The sequence below is a fragment of the Kribbella sp. NPDC002412 genome (assembly GCF_053592935.1).
Genome location: NZ_JBSFBL010000064.1, coordinates 5,688 through 24,732 on the forward strand (window position 1 = coordinate 5,688; position 19,045 = coordinate 24,732).

At 69.7% G+C, this 19,045-nt stretch carries 20 protein-coding genes; 7 read left to right on the forward strand and 13 right to left on the reverse strand.

Annotated elements, in window-relative coordinates; all coding sequences use genetic code 11:
• A partial coding sequence (gene dprA / locus ACWCOV_RS35430; RefSeq protein ID WP_449833733.1) for a DNA-processing protein DprA occupies positions 1-1,522 on the forward strand: 1,522 nt, incomplete at its 5' end.
• Between the two features lie 589 nt (positions 1,523-2,111).
• Here the strand turns inward: dprA and ACWCOV_RS35435 are convergent.
• The 11 genes from ACWCOV_RS35435 to ACWCOV_RS35485 all read right to left on the reverse strand — a co-directional run bounded on the left by ACWCOV_RS35435 (position 2,112) and on the right by ACWCOV_RS35485 (position 10,601).
• Positions 2,112-2,435 carry a DUF2469 domain-containing protein gene (locus ACWCOV_RS35435; RefSeq protein ID WP_012922325.1) on the reverse strand — a complete coding sequence of 108 codons (324 nt, stop codon included), beginning with the start codon at positions 2,433-2,435 and terminating at the stop codon, positions 2,112-2,114.
• A 76-nt stretch (positions 2,436-2,511) separates the two neighbouring features.
• Positions 2,512-3,210 carry a ribonuclease HII gene (locus tag ACWCOV_RS35440; RefSeq protein WP_449833734.1) on the reverse strand — a complete coding sequence of 233 codons (699 nt, stop codon included), beginning with the start codon at positions 3,208-3,210 and terminating at the stop codon, positions 2,512-2,514.
• Between the two features lie 468 nt (positions 3,211-3,678).
• Positions 3,679-4,446 carry a signal peptidase I gene (gene lepB / locus ACWCOV_RS35445; RefSeq protein ID WP_449833735.1) on the reverse strand — a complete coding sequence of 256 codons (768 nt, stop codon included), beginning with the start codon at positions 4,444-4,446 and terminating at the stop codon, positions 3,679-3,681.
• Entirely contained in the window at positions 4,443-5,111 is a 669-nt protein-coding gene (lepB, locus tag ACWCOV_RS35450) for a signal peptidase I (protein ID WP_449833736.1), read from the reverse strand. Before lepB (ACWCOV_RS35450) ends, lepB (ACWCOV_RS35445) begins: the two co-directional genes overlap by 4 nt.
• A gap of 98 nt (positions 5,112-5,209) precedes the next feature.
• A complete protein-coding gene (rplS, locus tag ACWCOV_RS35455; RefSeq protein WP_449833737.1) occupies positions 5,210-5,569 on the reverse strand; it encodes a 50S ribosomal protein L19 in 360 nt (119 codons plus the stop codon).
• Between the two features lie 155 nt (positions 5,570-5,724).
• Positions 5,725-6,924 (reverse strand): tRNA (guanosine(37)-N1)-methyltransferase TrmD, encoded by a 1,200-nt coding sequence (trmD, locus tag ACWCOV_RS35460; RefSeq protein WP_449833738.1) that lies wholly within the window; start codon positions 6,922-6,924, stop codon positions 5,725-5,727.
• Positions 6,924-7,472 carry a ribosome maturation factor RimM gene (gene rimM / locus ACWCOV_RS35465; RefSeq protein WP_449833739.1) on the reverse strand — a complete coding sequence of 183 codons (549 nt, stop codon included), beginning with the start codon at positions 7,470-7,472 and terminating at the stop codon, positions 6,924-6,926. Before rimM ends, trmD begins: the two co-directional genes overlap by 1 nt.
• A 92-nt stretch (positions 7,473-7,564) precedes the next feature.
• Positions 7,565-7,819 (reverse strand): RNA-binding protein, encoded by a 255-nt coding sequence (locus ACWCOV_RS35470; protein ID WP_449833761.1) that lies wholly within the window; start codon positions 7,817-7,819, stop codon positions 7,565-7,567.
• 5 nt (positions 7,820-7,824) lie between these two features.
• Positions 7,825-8,334 carry a 30S ribosomal protein S16 gene (gene rpsP, locus ACWCOV_RS35475; protein WP_449833740.1) on the reverse strand — a complete coding sequence of 170 codons (510 nt, stop codon included), beginning with the start codon at positions 8,332-8,334 and terminating at the stop codon, positions 7,825-7,827.
• Positions 8,335-8,508: 174 nt separating this feature from the next.
• Positions 8,509-9,852 (reverse strand): 6-phospho-beta-glucosidase, encoded by a 1,344-nt coding sequence (locus ACWCOV_RS35480; protein WP_449833741.1) that lies wholly within the window; start codon positions 9,850-9,852, stop codon positions 8,509-8,511.
• Positions 9,849-10,601 carry a DeoR/GlpR family DNA-binding transcription regulator gene (locus ACWCOV_RS35485; protein ID WP_449833742.1) on the reverse strand — a complete coding sequence of 251 codons (753 nt, stop codon included), beginning with the start codon at positions 10,599-10,601 and terminating at the stop codon, positions 9,849-9,851. The genes ACWCOV_RS35480 and ACWCOV_RS35485 overlap by 4 nt, the downstream gene beginning before the upstream one ends.
• Before the next feature lie 126 nt (positions 10,602-10,727).
• Between ACWCOV_RS35485 and ACWCOV_RS35490 the strand changes: the two genes are divergently transcribed.
• Genes ACWCOV_RS35490 through ACWCOV_RS35505 form a run of 4 tightly spaced genes read left to right on the forward strand, consistent with a single transcriptional unit; the run spans position 10,728 to position 14,747 of the window.
• Entirely contained in the window at positions 10,728-11,678 is a 951-nt protein-coding gene (locus ACWCOV_RS35490) for a carbohydrate kinase family protein (protein WP_449833743.1), read from the forward strand.
• 5 nt (positions 11,679-11,683) lie between these two features.
• Positions 11,684-12,973 carry an ABC transporter substrate-binding protein gene (locus tag ACWCOV_RS35495; protein ID WP_449833744.1) on the forward strand — a complete coding sequence of 430 codons (1,290 nt, stop codon included), beginning with the start codon at positions 11,684-11,686 and terminating at the stop codon, positions 12,971-12,973.
• Positions 12,970-13,923 carry a carbohydrate ABC transporter permease gene (locus ACWCOV_RS35500; RefSeq protein ID WP_449833745.1) on the forward strand — a complete coding sequence of 318 codons (954 nt, stop codon included), beginning with the start codon at positions 12,970-12,972 and terminating at the stop codon, positions 13,921-13,923. Before ACWCOV_RS35495 ends, ACWCOV_RS35500 begins: the two co-directional genes overlap by 4 nt.
• Positions 13,923-14,747: a carbohydrate ABC transporter permease gene (locus ACWCOV_RS35505; RefSeq protein ID WP_449833746.1), complete on the forward strand. Its 825-nt coding sequence runs from the start codon at positions 13,923-13,925 to the stop codon at positions 14,745-14,747. The genes ACWCOV_RS35500 and ACWCOV_RS35505 overlap by 1 nt, the downstream gene beginning before the upstream one ends.
• Here the strand turns inward: ACWCOV_RS35505 and ACWCOV_RS35510 are convergent.
• Together ACWCOV_RS35510 and ACWCOV_RS35515 are read right to left on the reverse strand one after the other, a co-directional pair.
• The gene (locus ACWCOV_RS35510) at positions 14,713-16,914 is read right to left on the reverse strand and encodes a caspase family protein (RefSeq protein WP_449833747.1); all 2,202 of its coding nucleotides are present in this window, start codon (positions 16,912-16,914) and stop codon (positions 14,713-14,715) included. The genes ACWCOV_RS35505 and ACWCOV_RS35510 overlap by 35 nt on opposite strands.
• 1 nt (position 16,915) lies before the next feature.
• Positions 16,916-17,278 carry an effector-associated constant component EACC1 gene (locus ACWCOV_RS35515; protein ID WP_449833748.1) on the reverse strand — a complete coding sequence of 121 codons (363 nt, stop codon included), beginning with the start codon at positions 17,276-17,278 and terminating at the stop codon, positions 16,916-16,918.
• A 147-nt stretch (positions 17,279-17,425) separates the two neighbouring features.
• Between ACWCOV_RS35515 and ACWCOV_RS35520 the strand changes: the two genes are divergently transcribed.
• Both ACWCOV_RS35520 and ACWCOV_RS35525 read left to right on the forward strand, forming a co-directional pair.
• Positions 17,426-17,620: a hypothetical protein gene (locus tag ACWCOV_RS35520; RefSeq protein WP_337008445.1), complete on the forward strand. Its 195-nt coding sequence runs from the start codon at positions 17,426-17,428 to the stop codon at positions 17,618-17,620.
• Between the two features lie 28 nt (positions 17,621-17,648).
• Positions 17,649-19,001 (forward strand): SPFH domain-containing protein, encoded by a 1,353-nt coding sequence (locus ACWCOV_RS35525; protein ID WP_449833749.1) that lies wholly within the window; start codon positions 17,649-17,651, stop codon positions 18,999-19,001.
• The last annotated feature ends 44 nt before the right edge of the window (positions 19,002-19,045 follow it).

Genomic DNA, 19,045 nt, shown 5'->3' on the forward strand with positions numbered 1-19,045 from the left:
TCCCCGCCCAACCACATCCCAGGTCGACCACACCGCCGACACCCCGGCCACCACCCACACCCCAACGCTGCCCCGCCCAACCACATCCCAGGTCGACCACACCGCCGACACCCCGGCCACCACCCAGACCCCAACGCCGACCCGCCCAACCACACCGCAGGCCGAGCGCCCCGCTGACGCCCCGGCCACCATTCGCGCCCCGAGGCCGGCCCGCACGATCGCATCGCAGGTCGACAACACCGCCGATGCCTCCGTGACCGCCCGGGCGCCAGTGCCGGCTCGTCCAACCTCGTCGGAGGTCGCGCCGACCGTCGGAGCCCAGCTGAGTCAGGCCGGCGTCGGTGGCACGGGAGGATCGCCGAGCTCGACCGTCAGCGGCTCGAGCGACGACGAGCGGCTGGCTCGGGTCGGGCTGTCGCGAGTGGTCGAGCCTGGCGATCTGGCGGCGTTGCAGGCGTTCGACGGGATGGAGCCGCTGGAAATCTGGAAACTCCTGCAGCACGGCGCTCCCGGCTTCGAGCGGTGGACCACTCGCTTCGCCGAGGCAGACCCCGAGCGCGACCTGAAGCGAGCTGCGGCGGCAGGCGTGCGGTTCGTGATCCCCGGCGACGACGAATGGCCTGAGCAGGTCGAGGTGCTCGCGGAAGCCGGGCAGCTGACACGCCGCGCCGGAGTGCCATTCGGATTGTGGGTGCGCGGTCCGGCGAATCTCCGCCAGGTGCTCGCCCGCTCCGTCGCCATGGTGGGCGCTCGCGCAAGCTCGTCGTACGGCGAGCATGTGGCGGCCGAGCTGGCATCCGGCCTGTCGGACAACGGGATCACGGTGGTGTCGGGCGGCGCGTTCGGAATCGATGCAGCGTCGCATCGAGGCGCGCTGGCCGGTTCGGGCATCACAGTGGCGGTGCTCGCGTGCGGAGCCGACGTCAGCTACCCGAGGCGCAACTCGGCATTGTTCAGCCGAATCGTCGAGGAAGGGCTGGTCGTGAGCGAGCTGCCACCGGGCTGTTCGCCGACCAGGTTGCGGTTCCTCGCCCGCAACCGCCTGATCGCCGCGACCACGCTAGGCACGGTCGTGATCGAAGCGGCTGTCCGGAGCGGCGCCCTCAACAGCGCCGGTTGGGCCGAGCAATGCGGCCGCGCCGTACTCGCCGTACCGGGCCCCATCACCTCCCGCATGTCCGAAGGCGCACACCTCCTGGTCCGCGAGCGCGACGCCGTCCTGGTCACCAACGTCGCCGACATCATCGAAGCCATCTCCCCACTAGGCACCCGCCTCACTCCCTATCCCCATGCCCCAAAGTCCCCCACAGACGACCTCCCCCACGACCTCCGCCGAACCCTCGACGCGGTCCCCGTCATCACGCCCGCCCCGACGCCCCGCATAGCCACCACCGCAGGCCTGGACCTGGAAACCACTCGACAATCTCTCGAAGCCCTCAAAGCCCTGGACCTCATCCACCACGACGACTCAGGCTGGCGCCTGACCCCAACCACCCCACCACCGACCCCGCCCACCCCATGACGAGGTGGGCGAGGTCGGTCCCCGGCCCCAGCTCCGCGGCCTCAACTGTTGAGTGCCGCCCGGACGGGACGGTCCATCGGGTGGAAGTTAGCGGGGGGCTTGCCAGGGCGCAGGGGCGGTGGCGGTGGTGAAGGAGCTGTACGAGAGGACTTGGCCTCGGTTACGGCCGGAGGTGGCTACCTCGCGGGAGCCGATGTAGGCACCGGTCTTGGGGTCGATGACGACTTCCTCGCGGGAGGAGCCGTCGTCGCTGCTGGTGGGTGCCAGGGCCCCATCGAGCCGGCAAACGACCCGGCCCAGCGCCGTGTACGAGCACTGGCGCGAGTTCCCGCCGCCCGCCTCCCGCACTGCCGGTCGCAGCCCTGCACGCTACGCGGATCGGGTGCGGGTCGGTCGGGCGCCGCAGCCGCCGGTCATGGGCGGGCCGGTCGGAGCCTCGCCCGCGGCGTGGATCCGGGGGCAGCGCAGGCCGCGTGGTGCGTGGTAGTCGCAGTCCGCACGTAGTACCGGGCGCGCGTGTGCAGCCCCGCAGGTGCCCATGGGGCATGGGGGCATGGGGGCATGGGGGCGTCGTACAGGTGCTGGTGGGTCAGCGGCCGAAGTCGGAGTCTTTGGGGACTTCCAGGTCGGACTTGGCTAGTTCTTCGATGTTGACGTCGCGGAAGGTGACGACCTTGGCGTTCTTCACGAAGCGTGCCGAGCGGTAGACGTCCCAGACCCAGGCGTCGGCCATCGTCACCTCGAAGTAGACGTCACCGCCCTCGGTGCGGACCTTCAGGTCGACCGCGTTGCACAGGTAGAAGCGGCGTTCGGTCTCCACGACGTACTTGAAGATCCCGACGACGTCCTTGTACTCCCGATAGAGCTGCAGCTCCATATCGGTCTCGTACTTCTCGAGGTCGTCAGCGCTCATTCCTGCACCTCGCTGTGCTCGGTTCCGGCATGAGCGCTGGGAGCGCTGTGTGTGGTTGTTCGCTCGCTGCGCTCTCTCATCGGCTCTCCACTCCGGTGGGACTGGTCACATTCTGTCCCATATCGGGTCGCAGACTGCGGCGGACATTCTCGAACCGCCGTCTGTGTTGCGGGCACGGGCCGTATTCGTCCAGCGCCGCCTGGTGCTCAGGCGTGCAGTAGCCCTTGTGAATCCCGAAACCGTACTGCGGGTACACCTGGTCCCAGTGCTCCATGACGCGGTCGCGGGTCACTTTCGCGATCACAGATGCCGCGGCGATACAAGCCGCCACGCGGTCACCCTTCCAGATCGCCAGGCCCGGTACGCCGAGACCGTCCACGCCGAAGCCGTCCGTCAGCACGTACGACGGCCGGACGTCGAGCCGGAACAGCGCGCGGCGGAGCGCCTCGACGTTCGCCACGTGCATGCCGAGGCGGTCACACTCGGTCGCCTCGATGGCGACGACCGACCAGGCCAGGGCACGCTTGCGGATCTCGTCGTAGCAGCGCTCGCGGGCCTTGGCGGTGAGGAGCTTGGAGTCGGCGAGCTCGGGGATCTGGCCGCGCTTGCCGTCCGGCAGGATCACCGCGGCCGCGACGAGCGGGCCGGCGCAGGGTCCACGGCCGGCCTCGTCGACGCCGGCGATCGGGTCCAGACCCACGCGGCGCAGTGCGCGCTCGTACCCGTACAACCCGGCGTCCCGCCGCACCGTGCTCCCCCGAGGCATCACACTCATGCGGCCCTCCGAACTCCACCCACAACCCCAACCCTAGGCACCCCACGCAGACCCCGCGGCACCCGGGGTGAGTCGCACGCAGCCTGGCGCCCAGCCAGCCTGTCAGCGCGCTGCCGAACCCGAACAGGTCGGCAGGCCGAGGCAGGTGTTAGGCACCGCTCAGCGGTGGCGCTGGTGGGCCGCGTGGGCGCAGCTGAGTAGGCGTGGGAGCGCGCAGGCGCGGCACCGGGGCGCCGCCGGGCAGGGGTGGTGCTGGTGGGCCGCTCGGCCGCAGCACGGCAGGCGTGGGGGCGCTCAGGCGCGGGGGTGGGGCTCCGCTGGGCAGTGGGGGCGCTGGGGGGGTGCTTGGGGGCGGGGGAGTTGGGGTGGGTGGGGGTTGGGCGTGCGTGGGTAGGGGGTGGTGTGGGGTGGGGTGAGGGGGCTGCCGGGGCCTGGGGTGGGGTGGGGAGTGGGGGCACCGGGGCTCGATTACCTGGGGGGTGCGGTGAGGGAGATGGAGGGTTTGTCGGGGGGTGGCTGGGTGGCCGCCGGGACCGACTTGAAGGTGTCGGGGACGCTGAGTTTGGACCAGCGGCCTGCAGGCCAGACGACCACGACGGCGCGGCCGGTGATCTTGTCCATCGGGACGAAGGCGGCGTCTCCGGTGCTGCCGCCGTCGGCGCTGGTGTCGCTCAGGTGCACCCGGGAGTCGCCGGAGGCGGACCGGTGGTCGCCCATCACGAAGACCCGGCCGGCCGGGACGGTGACCTGGAACTCCATCTGCGACGGCGCGTCACCCGGGTACAGGTAGGCGGTCTCGTCGAGCGGCTGGCCGTTGACCAGCAGCCGGCCCCGCTCGTCGCAGCAGGCGACCTTGTCGCCCGGCATGCCGACGAGCCGCTTGATCAGGTGGCCGTGGCTGGAGTCCGGGAGCAGGCCGACGACCTCGAAGAACCGGCCGACCGAGCCGCGCTTCTGGCCGCTCTCCTCCGGGCCGAGCCAGCCACCCGGGTCCTCGAAGACGACCACGTCGCCGCGCTCGACGTCGGTGAGCTTCTCCACCACGACCCGGTCGCCGACCAGCAGGGTGTTCTCCATCGACTCGCTCGGGATGATGAACATCTGCCCGACGAACGCGCGCAGGATCGACGAGACGATGAGGGCCCCGACCACGATCAGGACGAACTCACGGGCGGCGGCGGCGAACCCCGAGCGATGGGCGGGCTTCTCCGGCGTCTTCGTCGGTGTATCGGTCACTTCTTCAGCCCCGGCTTCTTGAAGGTTTCCGGAGGACGCAGCATCGTCATCCGGTCAGACGGCCAGATTACGCAACAGGCCCGGCCAACCACGTTCTCGACCGGCACGAATCCGCCGCCGGGGCCGCCCATGTGGGCGCGGGAGTCGGCGGATTCGGCGCGGTTGTCGCCCATCACCCACAGGTGGCCCGCCGGCACCAGCACGTTGAAGGGCTGCAACGACGGCTTGGCGTCCTGGAGCAGGTACTCACGCTCGTCCAGCGCGATGCCGTTCACGGTGATCCGCCCGGCCCGGTCGCAGCAGATCACCCGGTCGCCGCCGATGCCGATCACCCGTTTGACCAGGTGGCCCTCACCGCTGCGCGGCAGGATGCCGACGAACTCACCGAGCGAGCGGAACGGGCCGGGCTCGGCCTGCTCCTCGTTCAGCCAGTTGCCGGGGTCCTTGAAGACGATGATGTCGCCGCGATCGACGTCGCGGTGCATGTAGCTGATCTTCTCGGCCAGGATCCGGTCGTTGGTGGTGAGCGTGTCGTACATCGACTCCGACGGCACGTAGAACGCTTCGGCGACGAACAGGCGCAGCACGACCGTGATGACGAGCGCGAGCGCGGTGACCGTGCTCATCTCGATGAGCAGGCTGAGCAGCGGATTCCGCTGCTTCATCCTGCGATGACGACCCTTGCTGCGACGTGCCCTCTTGGCTACCGGGCGAGCGCGAGTCGCAGTGCTCGGCGCCATACCTGACCGTCGTCGAGGCTAGCTCAGGAGGCCGGTACTTCGCGCTTCTCCTTGATCTTGGCCGCCTTGCCGCGCAGCTCGCGCAGGTAGTACAGCTTGGCGCGGCGGACGTCACCGCGGGTGACGACCTCGATCTTCTCGACGATCGGGGTGTGCAGCGGGAAGGTCCGCTCGACGCCGACGCCGAAGCTGACCTTGCGGACCGTGAAGGTCTCCTGCAGGCCGCCACCCTGGCGCCGGATCACGACTCCCTGGAACACCTGGACGCGGGACCGGTTGCCCTCGACGACCTTGACGTGCACCTTGACGGTGTCACCGGGGCGGAAGGCGGGGATGTCGTCGCGCTTGCTCGAGTTGTCGAGCTCGTTCAGGACGTTGCTCATCAGGTGTTCTCTTCCTCGCGCGTGCCACAGGTCACCCACGAATGTCAGTGGTGATGAAGTCATCGAAAGCTGCCGGTCGGTGGTCACCCCCTGTGGCAGGAGCACCGAAGGGCAGCAGCGAACAATCTTGCCACACCGCCCCATCCGGGACGAAATCAGCGGCGCCTGCGACGCTTGGCGAGCAGCACGAGCTCGACTTTCTCGGTCTGTCGCTCCCGCCGTACCTCTCGGTAACCGGCTTTCTGGTACAGACCAAGATTGCGGTCACTCTCCGCACCGGTGAACAGTTCGTACGACGTGACCTCGGCAGGCGCAAGCTGTTCGGCCACCTTGAGCAGCCGGCCGCCCAGGCCGCGGCCCTGCCAGTCCGGCGCGACGATGAGCCGGCCGATCCGGGCCACGGAGCCGTCCACTGTCACCTGCACCGAGCCGACGATCCGGGTCCCCGCAACAGCCTTCAGTACGCCGCCCTGCTTCAGCCGCTGCACGCTCGCAGCCGCGTCCTCCGCCAGCGGTGGGATGGACAGGTCGCCGTACGCACGCCCCTCCGACAGGAAGGCCGCCAGCTGGAGCGTGTGGATCTCCCCCGCGTCAGCCTCCGTGGCGGGCAGTACGCGGACCTGCGACGTCGCATCGTCCTTCCCCGCGACCACATCACCCCACGCCGCGAGCAGATCCGGCCGACGCTCCGCAGTACGCCGTACCGACTCCTCATGGCGCCAGCTCGCGATCAGGCCGTGGTTGCCAGACAGCAGCACGTCCGGTACGTCGTACCCGCGCCAGGTCGGCGGCTTCGTGTAGACCGGGTACTCCAGCAGCCCGTCCCCCGAGTGCGACTCCTCCGCCAACGACTCCGGGTTGCCGATGACGCCGGGGAGCAGCCGCGCGACCGCCTCGACGATGACCAGTACGGCGACCTCACCGCCGTTCAGCACGTAGTCGCCGATGGAGACCTCGTCGACCCGCATCCGCTCCCCCGCGTACGACGTGACCCGCGCGTCGATGCCCTCGTACCGACCACACGCGAACGCCAGCCACGGCTCCGCAGCAAGCTCGTACGCGAGCTCCTGGGTGAACGGACGACCGGCCGGGGTCGGCACGATCAGCCGGGGCTGTGCAGGGCCGTCCGGGGGCGCGATGGCGTCGAGGGCCTCGCCCCAGGGCTCTGGCTTCATCACCATGCCCGCGCCACCGCCGTACGGGGTGTCGTCGACGGTCCGGTGCCGGTCGTGAGTCCACTCGCGCAGGTCGTGCAGGTTGACGTCCAGCAGGCCGCTCTTCGCCGCCTTGCCGACCAAGGACAGGTCCAGTGCGGCGAGGTACTCCGGGAAGATCGTGACGACGTCGAGCCTCATCAGTCCGCGCCTGGCTCGGTCGGAACCACGTCGGCGCCCTCCGGGTCCAGCAGACCGGGCCGGTCCGCCACCACGACGTACCCCTTGTCGACGTTGAGCTCCGGGACCAGCGCCTCGACCAGCGGCACCAGCACGGCGTTGCCGGCCGGCCGGCGGATCTCCAGGAGGTCCTGCGACGGCAGGTGGACGACGTCGATCACCTCACCCGCCTCGGCTCCGTCAGCGGTGCGTACGGCGAGGCCGATCAGATCCCGGTCGTAGTACTCGTCCGGGTCCTCGGGGCGCTCGTCACCGTCCACCTCCGACTGCACGACCAGGTTGCGCAGCTGCTCGGCCGCCGTCCGGTCCGGCACCTCGACGAACTTCACCAGCAGCCGCCCGCTGTGCCACCGGCTGGCCTCGACGGTGAGCGTCCGGGGCACCTTCGACGAAGTGACGACCGTCGCGCCGTCGGCGAACCGCCGGTCCGGCTCGTCCGTCCGGACGTCCACGCCGACCTCGCCCCGGATCCCATGCGCCCGGCCGATCCGCCCGACTGTCACCAACACCGGTACAACCCTTCTGCTGTTCACGATTGACCTGAGGATATGGCGAAGGGCCGCACCCGCGAGGGGTGCGGCCCTTCGGAAGCACTACGAGGTCAGCGCCGGCCACCACGCCGGTTGAGCTCGTCGACGAAGTCGATGCGCAGCGACGACTCGGCGCTGAGCGCGCCGACCACGGTGCGGATCGCGGTCGCGGTCCGGCCGTTGCGGCCGATCACCTTGCCGATGTCGTCGGGGTGCACGTGCACCTCGAGGGTGCGACCGCGCCGCAGGTTGCGGGCCCGGACGCTGACGTCGTCAGGGTTGTCCACGATGCCCCGGACCAGGTGCTCGAGCGCCTCGGTCTCCATCATGGTCAGGCCTTGGCGTCGTCGGCGGGCGCCTCGGCCGGAGCCTCGGCGGCGGCCTCGTCAGCCTTCGGGGCCTCGTCCTTCGGCGCGTCGTCCTTGGCGGTGTCGTCGGCCTTCTTGTCGGCCTTCTTCGCCGCGGTCTTCTTCGCGGTGACGGCCTCGGTCTTCAGCGTGCCGTGCGCCTCGGCCAGGGCCTCGTTGAAGATCTCCTGCTTGTCCCGCTTCGGCTCCTTGACCCGCAGCGGCGCCGGAGCGTCCTCACCCTTGAACTTCTGCCAGTCACCGGAGGCCTTGAAGATCGCCTCGACGGCCTCGGTCGGCTGCGCGCCGACGCTCAGCCAGTACTGCGCCCGGTCCGACTCGACGTGGATGAACGACGGCTCGGCCTTCGGGTTGTACTTGCCGATCTCCTCGATGGCGCGGCCGTCCCGCTTGGTCCGGGCGTCCATCACGACGATGCGGTAGTGCGGCGCACGCTTCTTGCCGATGCGCTTCAAACGGATCTTGACTGCCACGTTTGTGGGGTCTCCCTCGGATTACATGTCTGGGTGAGCAGCACAGCGTCGTGGGGACAACGGGTGACCACTCGAATGGGCCGGCCAGGCAGTGGAGTTAGAGGGCTGCACGAAACCTGGACGGACTCAGCAGGCCATTGTGCCAGATCCCGCCGAAAGCAACCAACCCGAGGGTCAGCTCCGGAACGGGGCCAGCTCGGGTAGTTGCTGAGCATACGCGTCCAGCAGCTTCCCCGCGGCGGTGACCGAGTCGATCAGCGGGTGCCAGGCGAAGGCTCGCAGGGCGGTGTCGCGGGAGCCGGAGGCAGCCGCCTCGATCGTGGCGCGTTCGACGGCCTTGACCGAGCAGACCAGGCCGGCCTGGTGGTCCGTGAGCTGGGACACAGTGACCGGCAGGGCGCCGTTGGCGTCCACGGTGCACGGGATCTCGACGACCGCGTCGTCGTCCAGGTGGCGCAGTACACCGCGGTTGCGCACGTTCAGGATCAGCGACGCCCGCTCGTTGTGTGCGATCGCCCGCATCAACGACAGCGCCACCTGCTCGTAGCCACCCGCGGCCATGTCCCGCTCGTCCCGCTCCCCCGCGTCCGCGACCTCACGGCTCTCCACCATGTACGTCGACTCACGCTCGGCCCGCGTCTTCTGCCACAACTCCAGCGCCTGCTCCGGATGCCGAGCCGTCTCCGCGTAGAACGCGGACTGCTGCTCCAGCAGGAAGGTCCCGCGCGTCTGCCGCACAGCCTGTACGGCGGCCAGCGTCTCGCGCGCGAAGTAGTAGTAATGCAGGTACTCGTTGGGGATCGACCCGAGCGATCGCAGCCAGTCGGCCCCGAACAGCCGCCCCTCCTCGAAGGACGCCAGCGCCTCCCCCGACTCCAGCAGCGCCGGCAGCCGGTCGACCCCACCGGACCGCAGCCCGCGCAGCCACCCCAGGTGGTTCAGCCCGGCGTAGTCGTAGAACGCGGTCGACGGGTCCACGCCGAGCGCCAGCGCCGCCCGCCGTCCCAGACCGGACGGCGAGTCGCAGATCCCGATCACCCGGTCGCCCAGGTACGGGATCATCGCCTCGGTCACCATGCCCGCCGGGTTGGTGAAGTTGATGACCCACGCCTCCGGCGCCAGCGCCGCGACCCGCCGGGCGATCCCCGCCGCGACCGGCAGCGTGCGCAGCCCATAGGCGATCCCGCCGGCGCCGACCGTCTCCTGACCCAGTACGCCGAGATCCAGCGCGACGCGTTCGTCGACGGTCCGGCCCTCGAGCCCACCCACGCGGATCGCGGAGAACACGAAGTCCGCGCCGCGCAGCGCCTCGTCCAGGTCGGTTGTCTCGGTCACCACCGGAGCGTCCACGACCGAGGCTGCCTGCTGCCGCAGCACTGCCCCGATGGACGACAACCGGGTGCGGTCGGTGTCGTACAGCACCACCGACGTGATCCGGCCGTCGCCGCGGTCGCCGAGCAACGCCTGGTAGACGAGCGGCACCCGGAACCCGCCCCCGCCGAGGATGGTCAGTCTCACGCCAACACCACCTGCACGCCTGCTTCCGTCAGTTGCGCCCGGGTAGCCTCGTCGGCGCCGGACTCCGTCACCACCATGCTCAGCTCACCCGGCTCGCACACCCGCGCGACACCATGGCCGGGGAACTTCGTCGCGTCCGCCAGCAGCACCACGCGGTCGGCCGCGCGGATCATCGCCCGCTTCACCGGCACCTCGATCATCGTGCTGTCCATCACCCGCCCGTCCGGCCGCACCCCGCTGGTGCCGAGGAACAGCCAGTCCACATGGATCTGCCGCAAGCTCTCCTCGGTCAGATACCCCACCAGCGAGCGGTAACTCCGCCGGACGAACCCGCCGAGCACGATCAGCTCGATCTGCTCGTCGTTCTGCAGCTCTTCCAGTACGGCGAGATTGCTCGTGACAACCGTCAACGAGCGGCCGTGCAGGTGCTGCGCGACCCGCAGCGCGGTGGTCCCGATGTCGAGCAGCACCGACTCGCCGTCGCTCACCAACTCGGCGGCCAGCCGCGCGATCCGGTCCTTCTCCTCCGCGTGGACGGCGTTCACGTCCGCGAACGGCTCGTCACCGCCGTCGACCGCGAGGGCGCCGCCGTACACCCGGGTCAGCCGGCCCTCGGCATGCAACTGCTCGAGGTCGCGACGGATCGTCGCCTCACTCACGCCGAGCCGCTCGGCCAGCACTTTCACGCCCCCGGCGCCGTCGGCCCGGAGCGAACGGACGATCTGATCCTGCCGCTGCTTTGGCAACACGGAGAGACCGTATCATGCAAACTCCGTCATTTTCACTCAAATCTATGATCAGGTCTTGCGCATCCTGCGCATGAGATTCAAGATTCATGCACGAGTTTGATCGACAGTGCAGGAGTGTGGCAGCACATGGTGGAGCTGGACGTCGTGGTGTCCGGTCTGGTCTTCCAGGACCTGGTGCTCGGCCTGCCCACCGCGCCGCGTCCCGGCACCGAGGTCTGGGCCACCGACTCGCTCGAGAGCCCGGGCGGGATCGCCAACTTCGCCGTCGCGCTGTCCCGGCTGGGGCTGCGCACCGGCCTGGCCGCGGCGTTCGGCGCGGACGACCTCGGCGACCGGCTCTGGGACCGGCTCGCCGACGGCGAAGGCATCGATCTGACTCTCTCCCGCAAGCTCGCCGGCTGGCAGACCCCGCTGACGGTGGCCCTTGCCTATGACAACGACAGGGCACTGGTCACCCGGGGCACCCCTCCCCTGCTGTCGGCCGACGAGCTGATCACTGCGCCGCCGGCCGCCCGAGCCGTCGCCGCCCACATCGGCCCCTGGCCGAACGAGTGGCTGGCGAAGGCGAAAGCGGCCGGCTGCGTGGTGTTCGCCGATGTCGGCTGGGACCCGTCGGAGCAGTGGGACCCGCACGTGCTCGACCAGCTGGAGCACTGCGACGTGTTCCTGCCGAACGCCGGCGAGGCGATGAGCTACACCCGGACGGACAGCCCCGAGCAGGCCCTCGACCGGCTGGCGGAGCTCGTCCCGCTCGTCGTCGTGTCGAACGGCGCGGACGGTGCGCTGGCGCTCGACGCCGGCACCGGTGAGCGCGTCGTCGTACCGGCGTACCCAGTGCAGGCGGCGGACACCACCGGGGCGGGTGACGTGTTCGCCGCCGGCTTCATCGCCGCCACCCTGTGGGACCTGCCGCTGGCGCAGCGGGTCCGGTTCGCCGCACTCGTCGCCGCGCTGTCGGTGACCCGGCTCGGCGGCGCCGACGCGGCGCCCCGCTGGGACGACCTGGTCGCGTGGCAGGCCGCCCACCCCGAAGACCACTCCCTCCAAGCGCTGATCAGCGCCCACTCAGGAAGGTAACAACCATGGAGCTCTCACGTCGGACGCTGCTCGCTGGGGGCTTCGCAGCCGTGCTCGGCGGAACGGTCGTCGGCTGCTCGTCCGGGATGGACGCCGGTACGACGACCAAGACCAACCCCGCCACCGAGCTGGCGCTGTGGTGCTGGCCCGGCGGCCTGGGCAAGTCGGTGCTGGACGAGACGATCGCGCACTTCCCCGACCCGAAGATCAAGTACTCCGAGATCGGCGGCGACTTCAAGCAGAAGCTGATCACCACCTTCAACGGCGGTACGTCGATCCCGGACATCACCGGGATGAAGGGCGAGGACATCGCCTCGATGCTGCCGCAGGCGGACCGGTTCGTGGACCTGAAGACGGTCGGCGTGGACTCGATCCTCGGCGACTACGTGGAGTGGAAGGTCAAGCAGGCCACCACGCTGGACGGCAAGGTGATCGGCCTGCCGATCGACATCGGGCCGACCGCGCTGTACTACCGCGAGGACGTGTTCACCAAGGGCGGCCTGCCGGCCGACCCGGCGAAGGTGGCCGAACAGCTGAAGACCTGGGACGACTTCTTCGCCGCGGGTGTCGAGCTGAAGAAGTCGAACCCGAAGGCACTGATCGTCTGGGACGCCACCGACCTCTACGACATCGTGGTCGGCCAGGGCACCGAGCGGTACGTCTCCAAGGACAACACCTTCATCGGCGACCAGGACCACATCCGCAAGGCCTGGGACACCGTGGTGAAGGCGATGAACCTGAAGATCGACGGCAAGACGGCCAGCGGTTCGCCGGACTGGAACGCCGGCCTCGACCAGGGCACGGTCCCGGCGCACGTCGGCGCCGCCTGGGTGGCGCTGGACATCAAGTCCGCGGTCAAGTCCAGCGTCGGCAAGTGGCGGCTGGCGCCGACCCCGAGCGGCCCGGCGAACTTCGGCGGCTCGTTCCTGACCATCACCAAGAACGCGGCCGACCCGGCCAAGGCGTTCGAGGTGATCAAGTACATGCTCAACCCGGACAACCAGGCCAAGGCGTTCGCCGACGCGCAGATCTTCCCGGCCACGCCGGCCGCCTACGACAAGCCGCAGCTGAAGGTCGCGGACCCGTTCTTCGGCGGCCAGGTGCCGATCGACGTGTTCGGCCCGGCGGCCAAGGCCATCCCGGTCGCCTACGAGGCGCCGGCCGACGGCGCGGTCGCGCAGCCGTTCAAGGACGAGCTGAAGACCGTGCAGTCCGGCGCCAAGACCTCCGACGCCGCCTGGGCCTCCGCGGTGTCGAAGGCGAAGGCGATCGCCAAGCGGCAGGGAGTGCAGTGACGAGTACGACGACGACTGTGCCGACCGCGTCGGCCGAGTCGCGGACCGGGCCCTCGACCGGTCCGCGGCAGGGCCGGCCGGTCTGGTCGTACTGGCGCTTCTACCTGGCGCTGTCGCCGTTCTACCTGCTGTTCGCGGTGTTCGGGCTGTACCCGATGCTGTCCACGATCGTGCTGGCGTTCCAGCGCTGGGACGGCCTGAGCGCCCGCCGGTTCACCGGCCTGGACAACTTCCGGTTCCTGGTCGAGGACCCGACGTTCTGGCTGTCGCTGAAGAACACCGTGGTGCTGTTCCTGATGTCGACGGTCCCGACACTCGCGATCGCGCTGGTGCTCGCGGTGATGCTGCAGTCCGCGATCCGGTTCACCAACGTCTACCGGATCGCGTACTTCATCCCGAACGTCACCTCGCTGGTGGCGATGGCGATCTTCTTCGGCTCGGTGTTCAGCACCAACTTCGGCCTGGTGAACGCCGGGCTGCGGTCGCTCGGCATCCCCGAGCAGGACTGGCTCGGCCAGCCGTGGGGCATCAAGATCGCGATCTCGACGATGATCGTGTGGCAGTGGGTCGGCTACAACACGCTGATCTACCTGGCCGGCCTGCAGGCGATCCCGAAGGATCAGTACGAGGCGGCCAAGGTCGACGGCGCCGGCCCGGTCCGGACGTTCTTCTCGATCACGCTGCCGCAGCTGCGTCCCGTCGTACTGTTCACCGTGGTCATCTCGACCATCGGCGGCCTGCAGACGTTCACCGAGCCGCAGGTGATGGTCGGCAACAGCGGCGGCACCGGGCAGAGCGGGATGACGGTCGTGCTGTTCTTCTACCGGGCCGCGTTCCTGGACAACGACTATGGGTACGCCGCCGCGATCGCGCTCAGCATCTTCATGCTCGTGCTGCTGTTCACGGCCATCAACTGGCGGATCTTCCGCAGCAGGGACGGTGCGAAATGATGCGTTACCGGCTGCGTGGCATCGCGCTGCACGCCGTCCTGGTCGTCGCATTGCTGGTGTTCATGTTCCCGTTCGCGTGGACGATCATCATGGCGTCGAACAGCACCGCGGACATCTACCGGTTCCCGCCGAAGTTCACCTTCGGCTCGCAGTTCGACGACAACGTCCGGGCGGTGCTGGAGAACGTCGCGTTCTTCCAGTCGATGGCCAACACCGCGTTCGTGGCGGTCGCGACCACGCTGCTGGTGCTGTTCTTCGACTCGCTGGCCGCGTTCACGTTCGCCAAGTTCCGGTTCCCGGGGCGGAACGCGTTGTTCGTGATCCTGCTGGCGACGATGCTGCTGCCGGCGCAACTGGCCGCCGTACCGCAGTTCCAGACGATGGCGTTGCTCGGCTGGGTCGGGTCGCTCAAGGCGCTGATCATTCCCGGCGCGGCGAACGCGTTCGGGATCTTCTGGATGCGGCAGTACTTCCAGAACTCGATCCACGACGAGCTGGTCGAGGCCGCAACGCTGGACGGTTGCGGGTTCCTGCGGACGTACTGGCACGTCGCGCTGCCGTCGGCCCGGCCGGCGCTGGCGTTCCTCGGCATCTTCACCTTCGTGGCGTCCTGGAACGACTACATGTGGCCGCTGATCGTGCTCACCAACCCCGACCACCTCACCCTGCAGGTGGCGCTGTCCACGCTGAACCGCAGCCACGGCGTCGACTACAGCATGGTGATGACCGGCGCGCTGATGGCGATGGCGCCGCTGGTCATCGTGTTCGGGATCTTCGCCCGCCAGTTCATCAAGGGCGCGACCGAAGGTGCAATCCGCGGCTGACCAGGGCGGCGACCAGCAGCACGCTGCCGAGCTCCGCGGTCAGGAAGACCGGCCACGAGTCGCCCTCGGTCAGGGCGGGGATCACCGCGATCATGCCGATCAGCGCGTACGTCGCCGCGGCCGCCGTGAGCCAGGTCCGGATCCGGGCCTGGGTCGCGGCCACCGCGAGCCAGACCAGGGCGGCGGCGATCACCGGCTCCAGCACGGCGAGTCTGGTGACGGTGAAGAAAGAGATGCCGTCGGGGTGCCGGATCAGCGCGCTCGCCAGCCAAAGGATGCCGCCGGCAACAGCCAGCACCGCGGGCACCGGTGGGACGGGCCAGACCGGCCATGCGCCGGGCCACAGCACGGTCAGCAGTACGGCGGCCAACGCGGCGGCGATCACACCGGTCAGCACCCACGCCGTGGTCTCGCTGGTCCAGACGCCGAACAGCTTGACGCTCTCCTCGGACGCGATCCCGCCGACGAGGATCAGCAGCGCATCACCGAGCAGCGAGGCGACACATCCGGCCACGATGCCGAGCGCGACGGTTCCCGCCCAGCGGGCGGCCAGCGCTGCGAGCAGGACGGCCACCGAGGCCAGGATCACCGGGTCGCCCGAGGTTCGGTAGACGTACCACCCGGTGTTGGCCTCGTCGTACCAGATCTTGCGGGACTCGGTCTCGCCCGGCCAGTTCAGGTAGACGAGGACGACCGCGCCGACGACCAGTACGGCGATCAGCCACCACGGTGTCTGTCCGGTCGCGGGCTCGCGGTGCGGCGGCTCGGGCTGCGGTTGTGGCAGCGGTGGCCCGGGCTCCGGTTCGGGCGGCGGCGGTGGGGGCTCGGACTCGGTGTCCGGCATGGTGAGCTCGGTGTCCGACGCGGTGAGAAGGACCGGCGCGGTGCTGGCGTCCGGCGCCGGGGTGGTGGCTGCTGCTGGACTGGAAGAGGCGGCTGCGACCGGAGTTGTCCGGCGGACTGGGATCGTCAGTTCGCCTGTTGGGCCGGTGACGACTACTGAGGCTTCGTCGGTCTGGTCGAGGTCCGCATGGATCCGGATGGTCGCGCCATCCTGTTCGACCCGGAGCCAGTCGGCCGTCGACGACGCGACCGCGGTCAACGCGATCGGCGGCCCCTCCAGCCGCAGCTCGCCCTCGCCGGAAGGGTCGAGATCGACCACAGTCGGAGTCACCCGCGGCATACCGACCTCGAGCGCCTCCGCGGCGGCCAGGCCGACCCGGCGGCTGTCGTCGTTCACCATCGGCTCCAGCGCCTGCCAAGCGGCGTACGCCTGGCTCAGATCGTTGCCGACCAACCGTTCGCGCAGGTAGTCGACCACGCCGTACCTTGCCGCCGGCAACGGACTCTCCATCGCCTGGACCAGCTCCGGCGCGAGCTGGGCCGGAGTGATCCGGCGGACCCGGCTGCGCGCGATCAGCAGCTCGCCCTGGGAGCCGAACGTCCACATCTGCGGGTTCTGGTTCGGAGTGACCCGGTGGACCCGGTCGGTCACGTACCCGACCAGCTCGGTGAGACCGACCCAGCCGTCACCGTCACGATCGGCCTCGCCCGTGCTCAGCCCGTCGACCACCGCGCTCGTGAACACCGACGGCGCGGACGCATCCGTCGCCAGCTGCCCACCCTCGAAGGCGTACTCCATCGCACTGGACGCAGTCACGACCACGCGCCCACGCCCGCCGCCGACCTCCTCCTGACCCGCGAACGCGTCCCGCACCTGCGCCTCACCAGCAGCCCGGACGACCATGCCGCGCGGGAATGCGCCGCCGTAGCAACAATCCAGGAACAGGGCGATCCGCTGCGCCCGGCTGTCGGCCATCTGCCGGTTGACGAAGTCCGCGGCCACGGCGGTCGACGCCAGCCGGGTCGGCTTGGTGTCCGCGACCGCCAGGAACAGCTCACCCGCCGAGTTCTTCAACCCGTGGCAGGAGAAGTGCAGCATCAGCAGGTCCTCGGGCGCCCGGTCGGCGAAGAAGTCCTCGACCGCGAATCTGATCTCCTGGGCAGCGGCGTTGTGCAGCACCCGCACCTCGAAGCCGCCGACCGCGGGATCCGCGAGTACGTCGGCCAACGCAGCCGCGTCCTGGGCCGGCGCGACCAGGCGGCGCAGGCCAGGGTCGTCGTACTGGTCGTTCGCGATCACCAGAGCGACGCGTGCGCCGTCCATGTCACGCCGCCGCTGTGTGCTTGCGGACCCAGGCGTCGACCAGCTGCTGCTGGACCGCGTCGCTGGCGCCGCTCAGCTCGATGGTGTCGCCGTCGATCGTCACCTTCACCGTCCGCCCGCTGCCGGACCTGCGCAACCAGTCGCGGACCACGGCGACGACCGAGCCGAGCACCTGCAGCCCGGGCTGGAGCGTCACGCTCAGCACCCCGGCGATGGCGGCCAGGCCGGCCCGTGACCCCTCGGGCGCCTCACCTTCGCGGTAGGGCTCGACCGCGCGTACGTCGAGCGCCAGCAACTCCTGCCGCAGCAGCAAAGCCAGCTCCTCGAGCCGCGCGTCGTCGGACCCGTCCTCGACAACCCCCACGCGAACTTCTGCGCCCATCAGCCGCCTTCTCCCCCAACACCCCCAGGCCCACATCTCAACCATGCGCCTGTACCGTCACGGCCACAACCGGTGATGGCACTAAGCTTCCCGGAACTGAAGCTGGCTGAGTTGCGTCGGAGGGGCGTCATGGTGGGGAAGCGGGGACGCGTGATCGGCCGGATCGCACCGGGAACCGTCGGCGAGGTGATGCTGCCGGTCCGGGGTGCCACCGAGGCCTTCTACGCTTACCCCGCGACCGACGAAGTGATCGAGGTGGGCACGCAGGTGGTGGTGGTCGAGTTCGACCCGCCCCGCACGGTCTACGTCGCTCGCGCCTTCTGAAACACTTTTTTGTTCCCTTGGAGGGGAAATGCTCTGGACGTACCTGATCATCGGCGCCGTCGCGCTGCTGGTCCTGCTCATCCTCTTCCGGATGGTCTGGCGGGTGGCCGAACCGAACGAGGCGCTGATCATCTCCGGTCTCGGCGCGCACTCGAGCCAGGACCAGGTGAACGAGACGCTCGGCTTCAAGATCGTGGTCGGCCGCGGCACCGCGGTGCTGCCCGGTTTCCAGACCGTACGGCGGCTGCCGCTCGACATCCGCGCCACCCCGCTGACCGTCACGTGCGTGTCCAGCCAGGGCATCCCGCTGCACATCAAGGGCGTCACGGCGTACAAGGTCGGTGACGACTACGGCTCGATCGCGAACGCGGCCCGGCGGTTCCTGGAGCAGAGCGACGAGCAGGTGATGAGCACCATCCACGAGCTGTTCGCCGGTCACCTGCGGGCGATCGTCGGCTCGACCACGGTCGAGGAGATGCTGCACGACCGGGAGACGCTGACCACGAACATCCGCGGCTCGCTGGCCGGGGACATGGAGAAGCTCGGCCTGGTGGTCGACTCGCTGCAGATCCAGGAGATCGACGACGAGTCCGGCTACATCAAGAACCTGGGCCGCCCGCAGGCCGCGGCGGTCGAGGCGGCCGCCCGGATCGCGCAGGCCGAGCGGGACCGGGAGGCGACCGAGCGCGAGCAGGTCGCCGCCGCTGCCAAGGCGGCCGCGGTCCGGCAGAGCTCGATCGCCCAGGCCGGCTACCAGGCCGAGGTGGACCAGGCGAACTCGAAGGCGTCGCAGTCCGGTCCGCTGGCCGAGGCGCTCGCCCGCCAGGAGGTCGTGGTCGCCGAGACGGAGACCGCGAAGCTGAACGCGTCGCTGGCCGAGAAGCAGCTGGAGTCGACCGTGCTGAAGCCGGCCGACGCCGAGGCGTACCGGCAGCGCACGCTGGCCCAGGCCGCCCGGGACGCGCAGATCGCCGCCGCCGAGGCGCAGGCCCGTGAGGTCGCGCTGCGCGGTGAGGCCGAGGCGAAGGCGACCGAGCTGACCGGTAAGGCCGAGGCGGCCGCGGTGCAGGCGAAGGCGATGGCCGAGGCGGCCGGTATCAAGGCCCGGGCCGAGGCGCTGGCCACCAACACCGACGCGGTCGTCGCGCAGCAGCTGGCCGAGGCGTACCCGGAGATCGTCGCCGCGGCGGCCACCTCGTTCGAGAAGGTCGGCAACATGGTCGTCCTGAACGGTGCCCAGGGCATCGAGGACACCCTGGTGAAGGCCATCACGATGGGCGGATCCGGTTTCGCGCTGGCCAAGCAGATGATCGACTCGCTCGCGGTCACGAAGAACGGCGACAAGCCGACCCTGGAGCCGGTGCCGAACGAGCCGGCCTGATCCACCGCGAGGTCCCGGATCCCCGCCACGGGGATCCGGGACCT

Bases quoted from the DNA above. Each gene is read 5' to 3' on its own strand.
- ACWCOV_RS35520 (WP_337008445.1), top strand. From the start codon at position 17,426: ATGGTGGGGAAGCGGGGACGCGTGATCGGCCGGATCGCACCGGGAACC.
- rplS (WP_449833737.1), bottom strand. From the start codon at position 5,569: ATGAGCAACGTCCTGAACGAGCTCGACAACTCGAGCAAGCGCGACGAC.
- trmD (WP_449833738.1), bottom strand. From the start codon at position 6,924: ATGAGGCTCGACGTCGTCACGATCTTCCCGGAGTACCTCGCCGCACTG.
- ACWCOV_RS35490 (WP_449833743.1), top strand. From the start codon at position 10,728: ATGGTGGAGCTGGACGTCGTGGTGTCCGGTCTGGTCTTCCAGGACCTG.
- ACWCOV_RS35470 (WP_449833761.1), bottom strand. From the start codon at position 7,819: ATGGAGACCGAGGCGCTCGAGCACCTGGTCCGGGGCATCGTGGACAAC.
- ACWCOV_RS35435 (WP_012922325.1), bottom strand. From the start codon at position 2,435: ATGAGCGCTGACGACCTCGAGAAGTACGAGACCGATATGGAGCTGCAG.
- ACWCOV_RS35505 (WP_449833746.1), top strand. From the start codon at position 13,923: ATGCGTTACCGGCTGCGTGGCATCGCGCTGCACGCCGTCCTGGTCGTC.
- ACWCOV_RS35510 (WP_449833747.1), bottom strand. From the start codon at position 16,914: ATGGACGGCGCACGCGTCGCTCTGGTGATCGCGAACGACCAGTACGAC.
- ACWCOV_RS35495 (WP_449833744.1), top strand. From the start codon at position 11,684: ATGGAGCTCTCACGTCGGACGCTGCTCGCTGGGGGCTTCGCAGCCGTG.
- ACWCOV_RS35440 (WP_449833734.1), bottom strand. From the start codon at position 3,210: ATGAGTGTGATGCCTCGGGGGAGCACGGTGCGGCGGGACGCCGGGTTG.
- lepB (WP_449833736.1), bottom strand. From the start codon at position 5,111: ATGAAGCAGCGGAATCCGCTGCTCAGCCTGCTCATCGAGATGAGCACG.
- ACWCOV_RS35525 (WP_449833749.1), top strand. From the start codon at position 17,649: ATGCTCTGGACGTACCTGATCATCGGCGCCGTCGCGCTGCTGGTCCTG.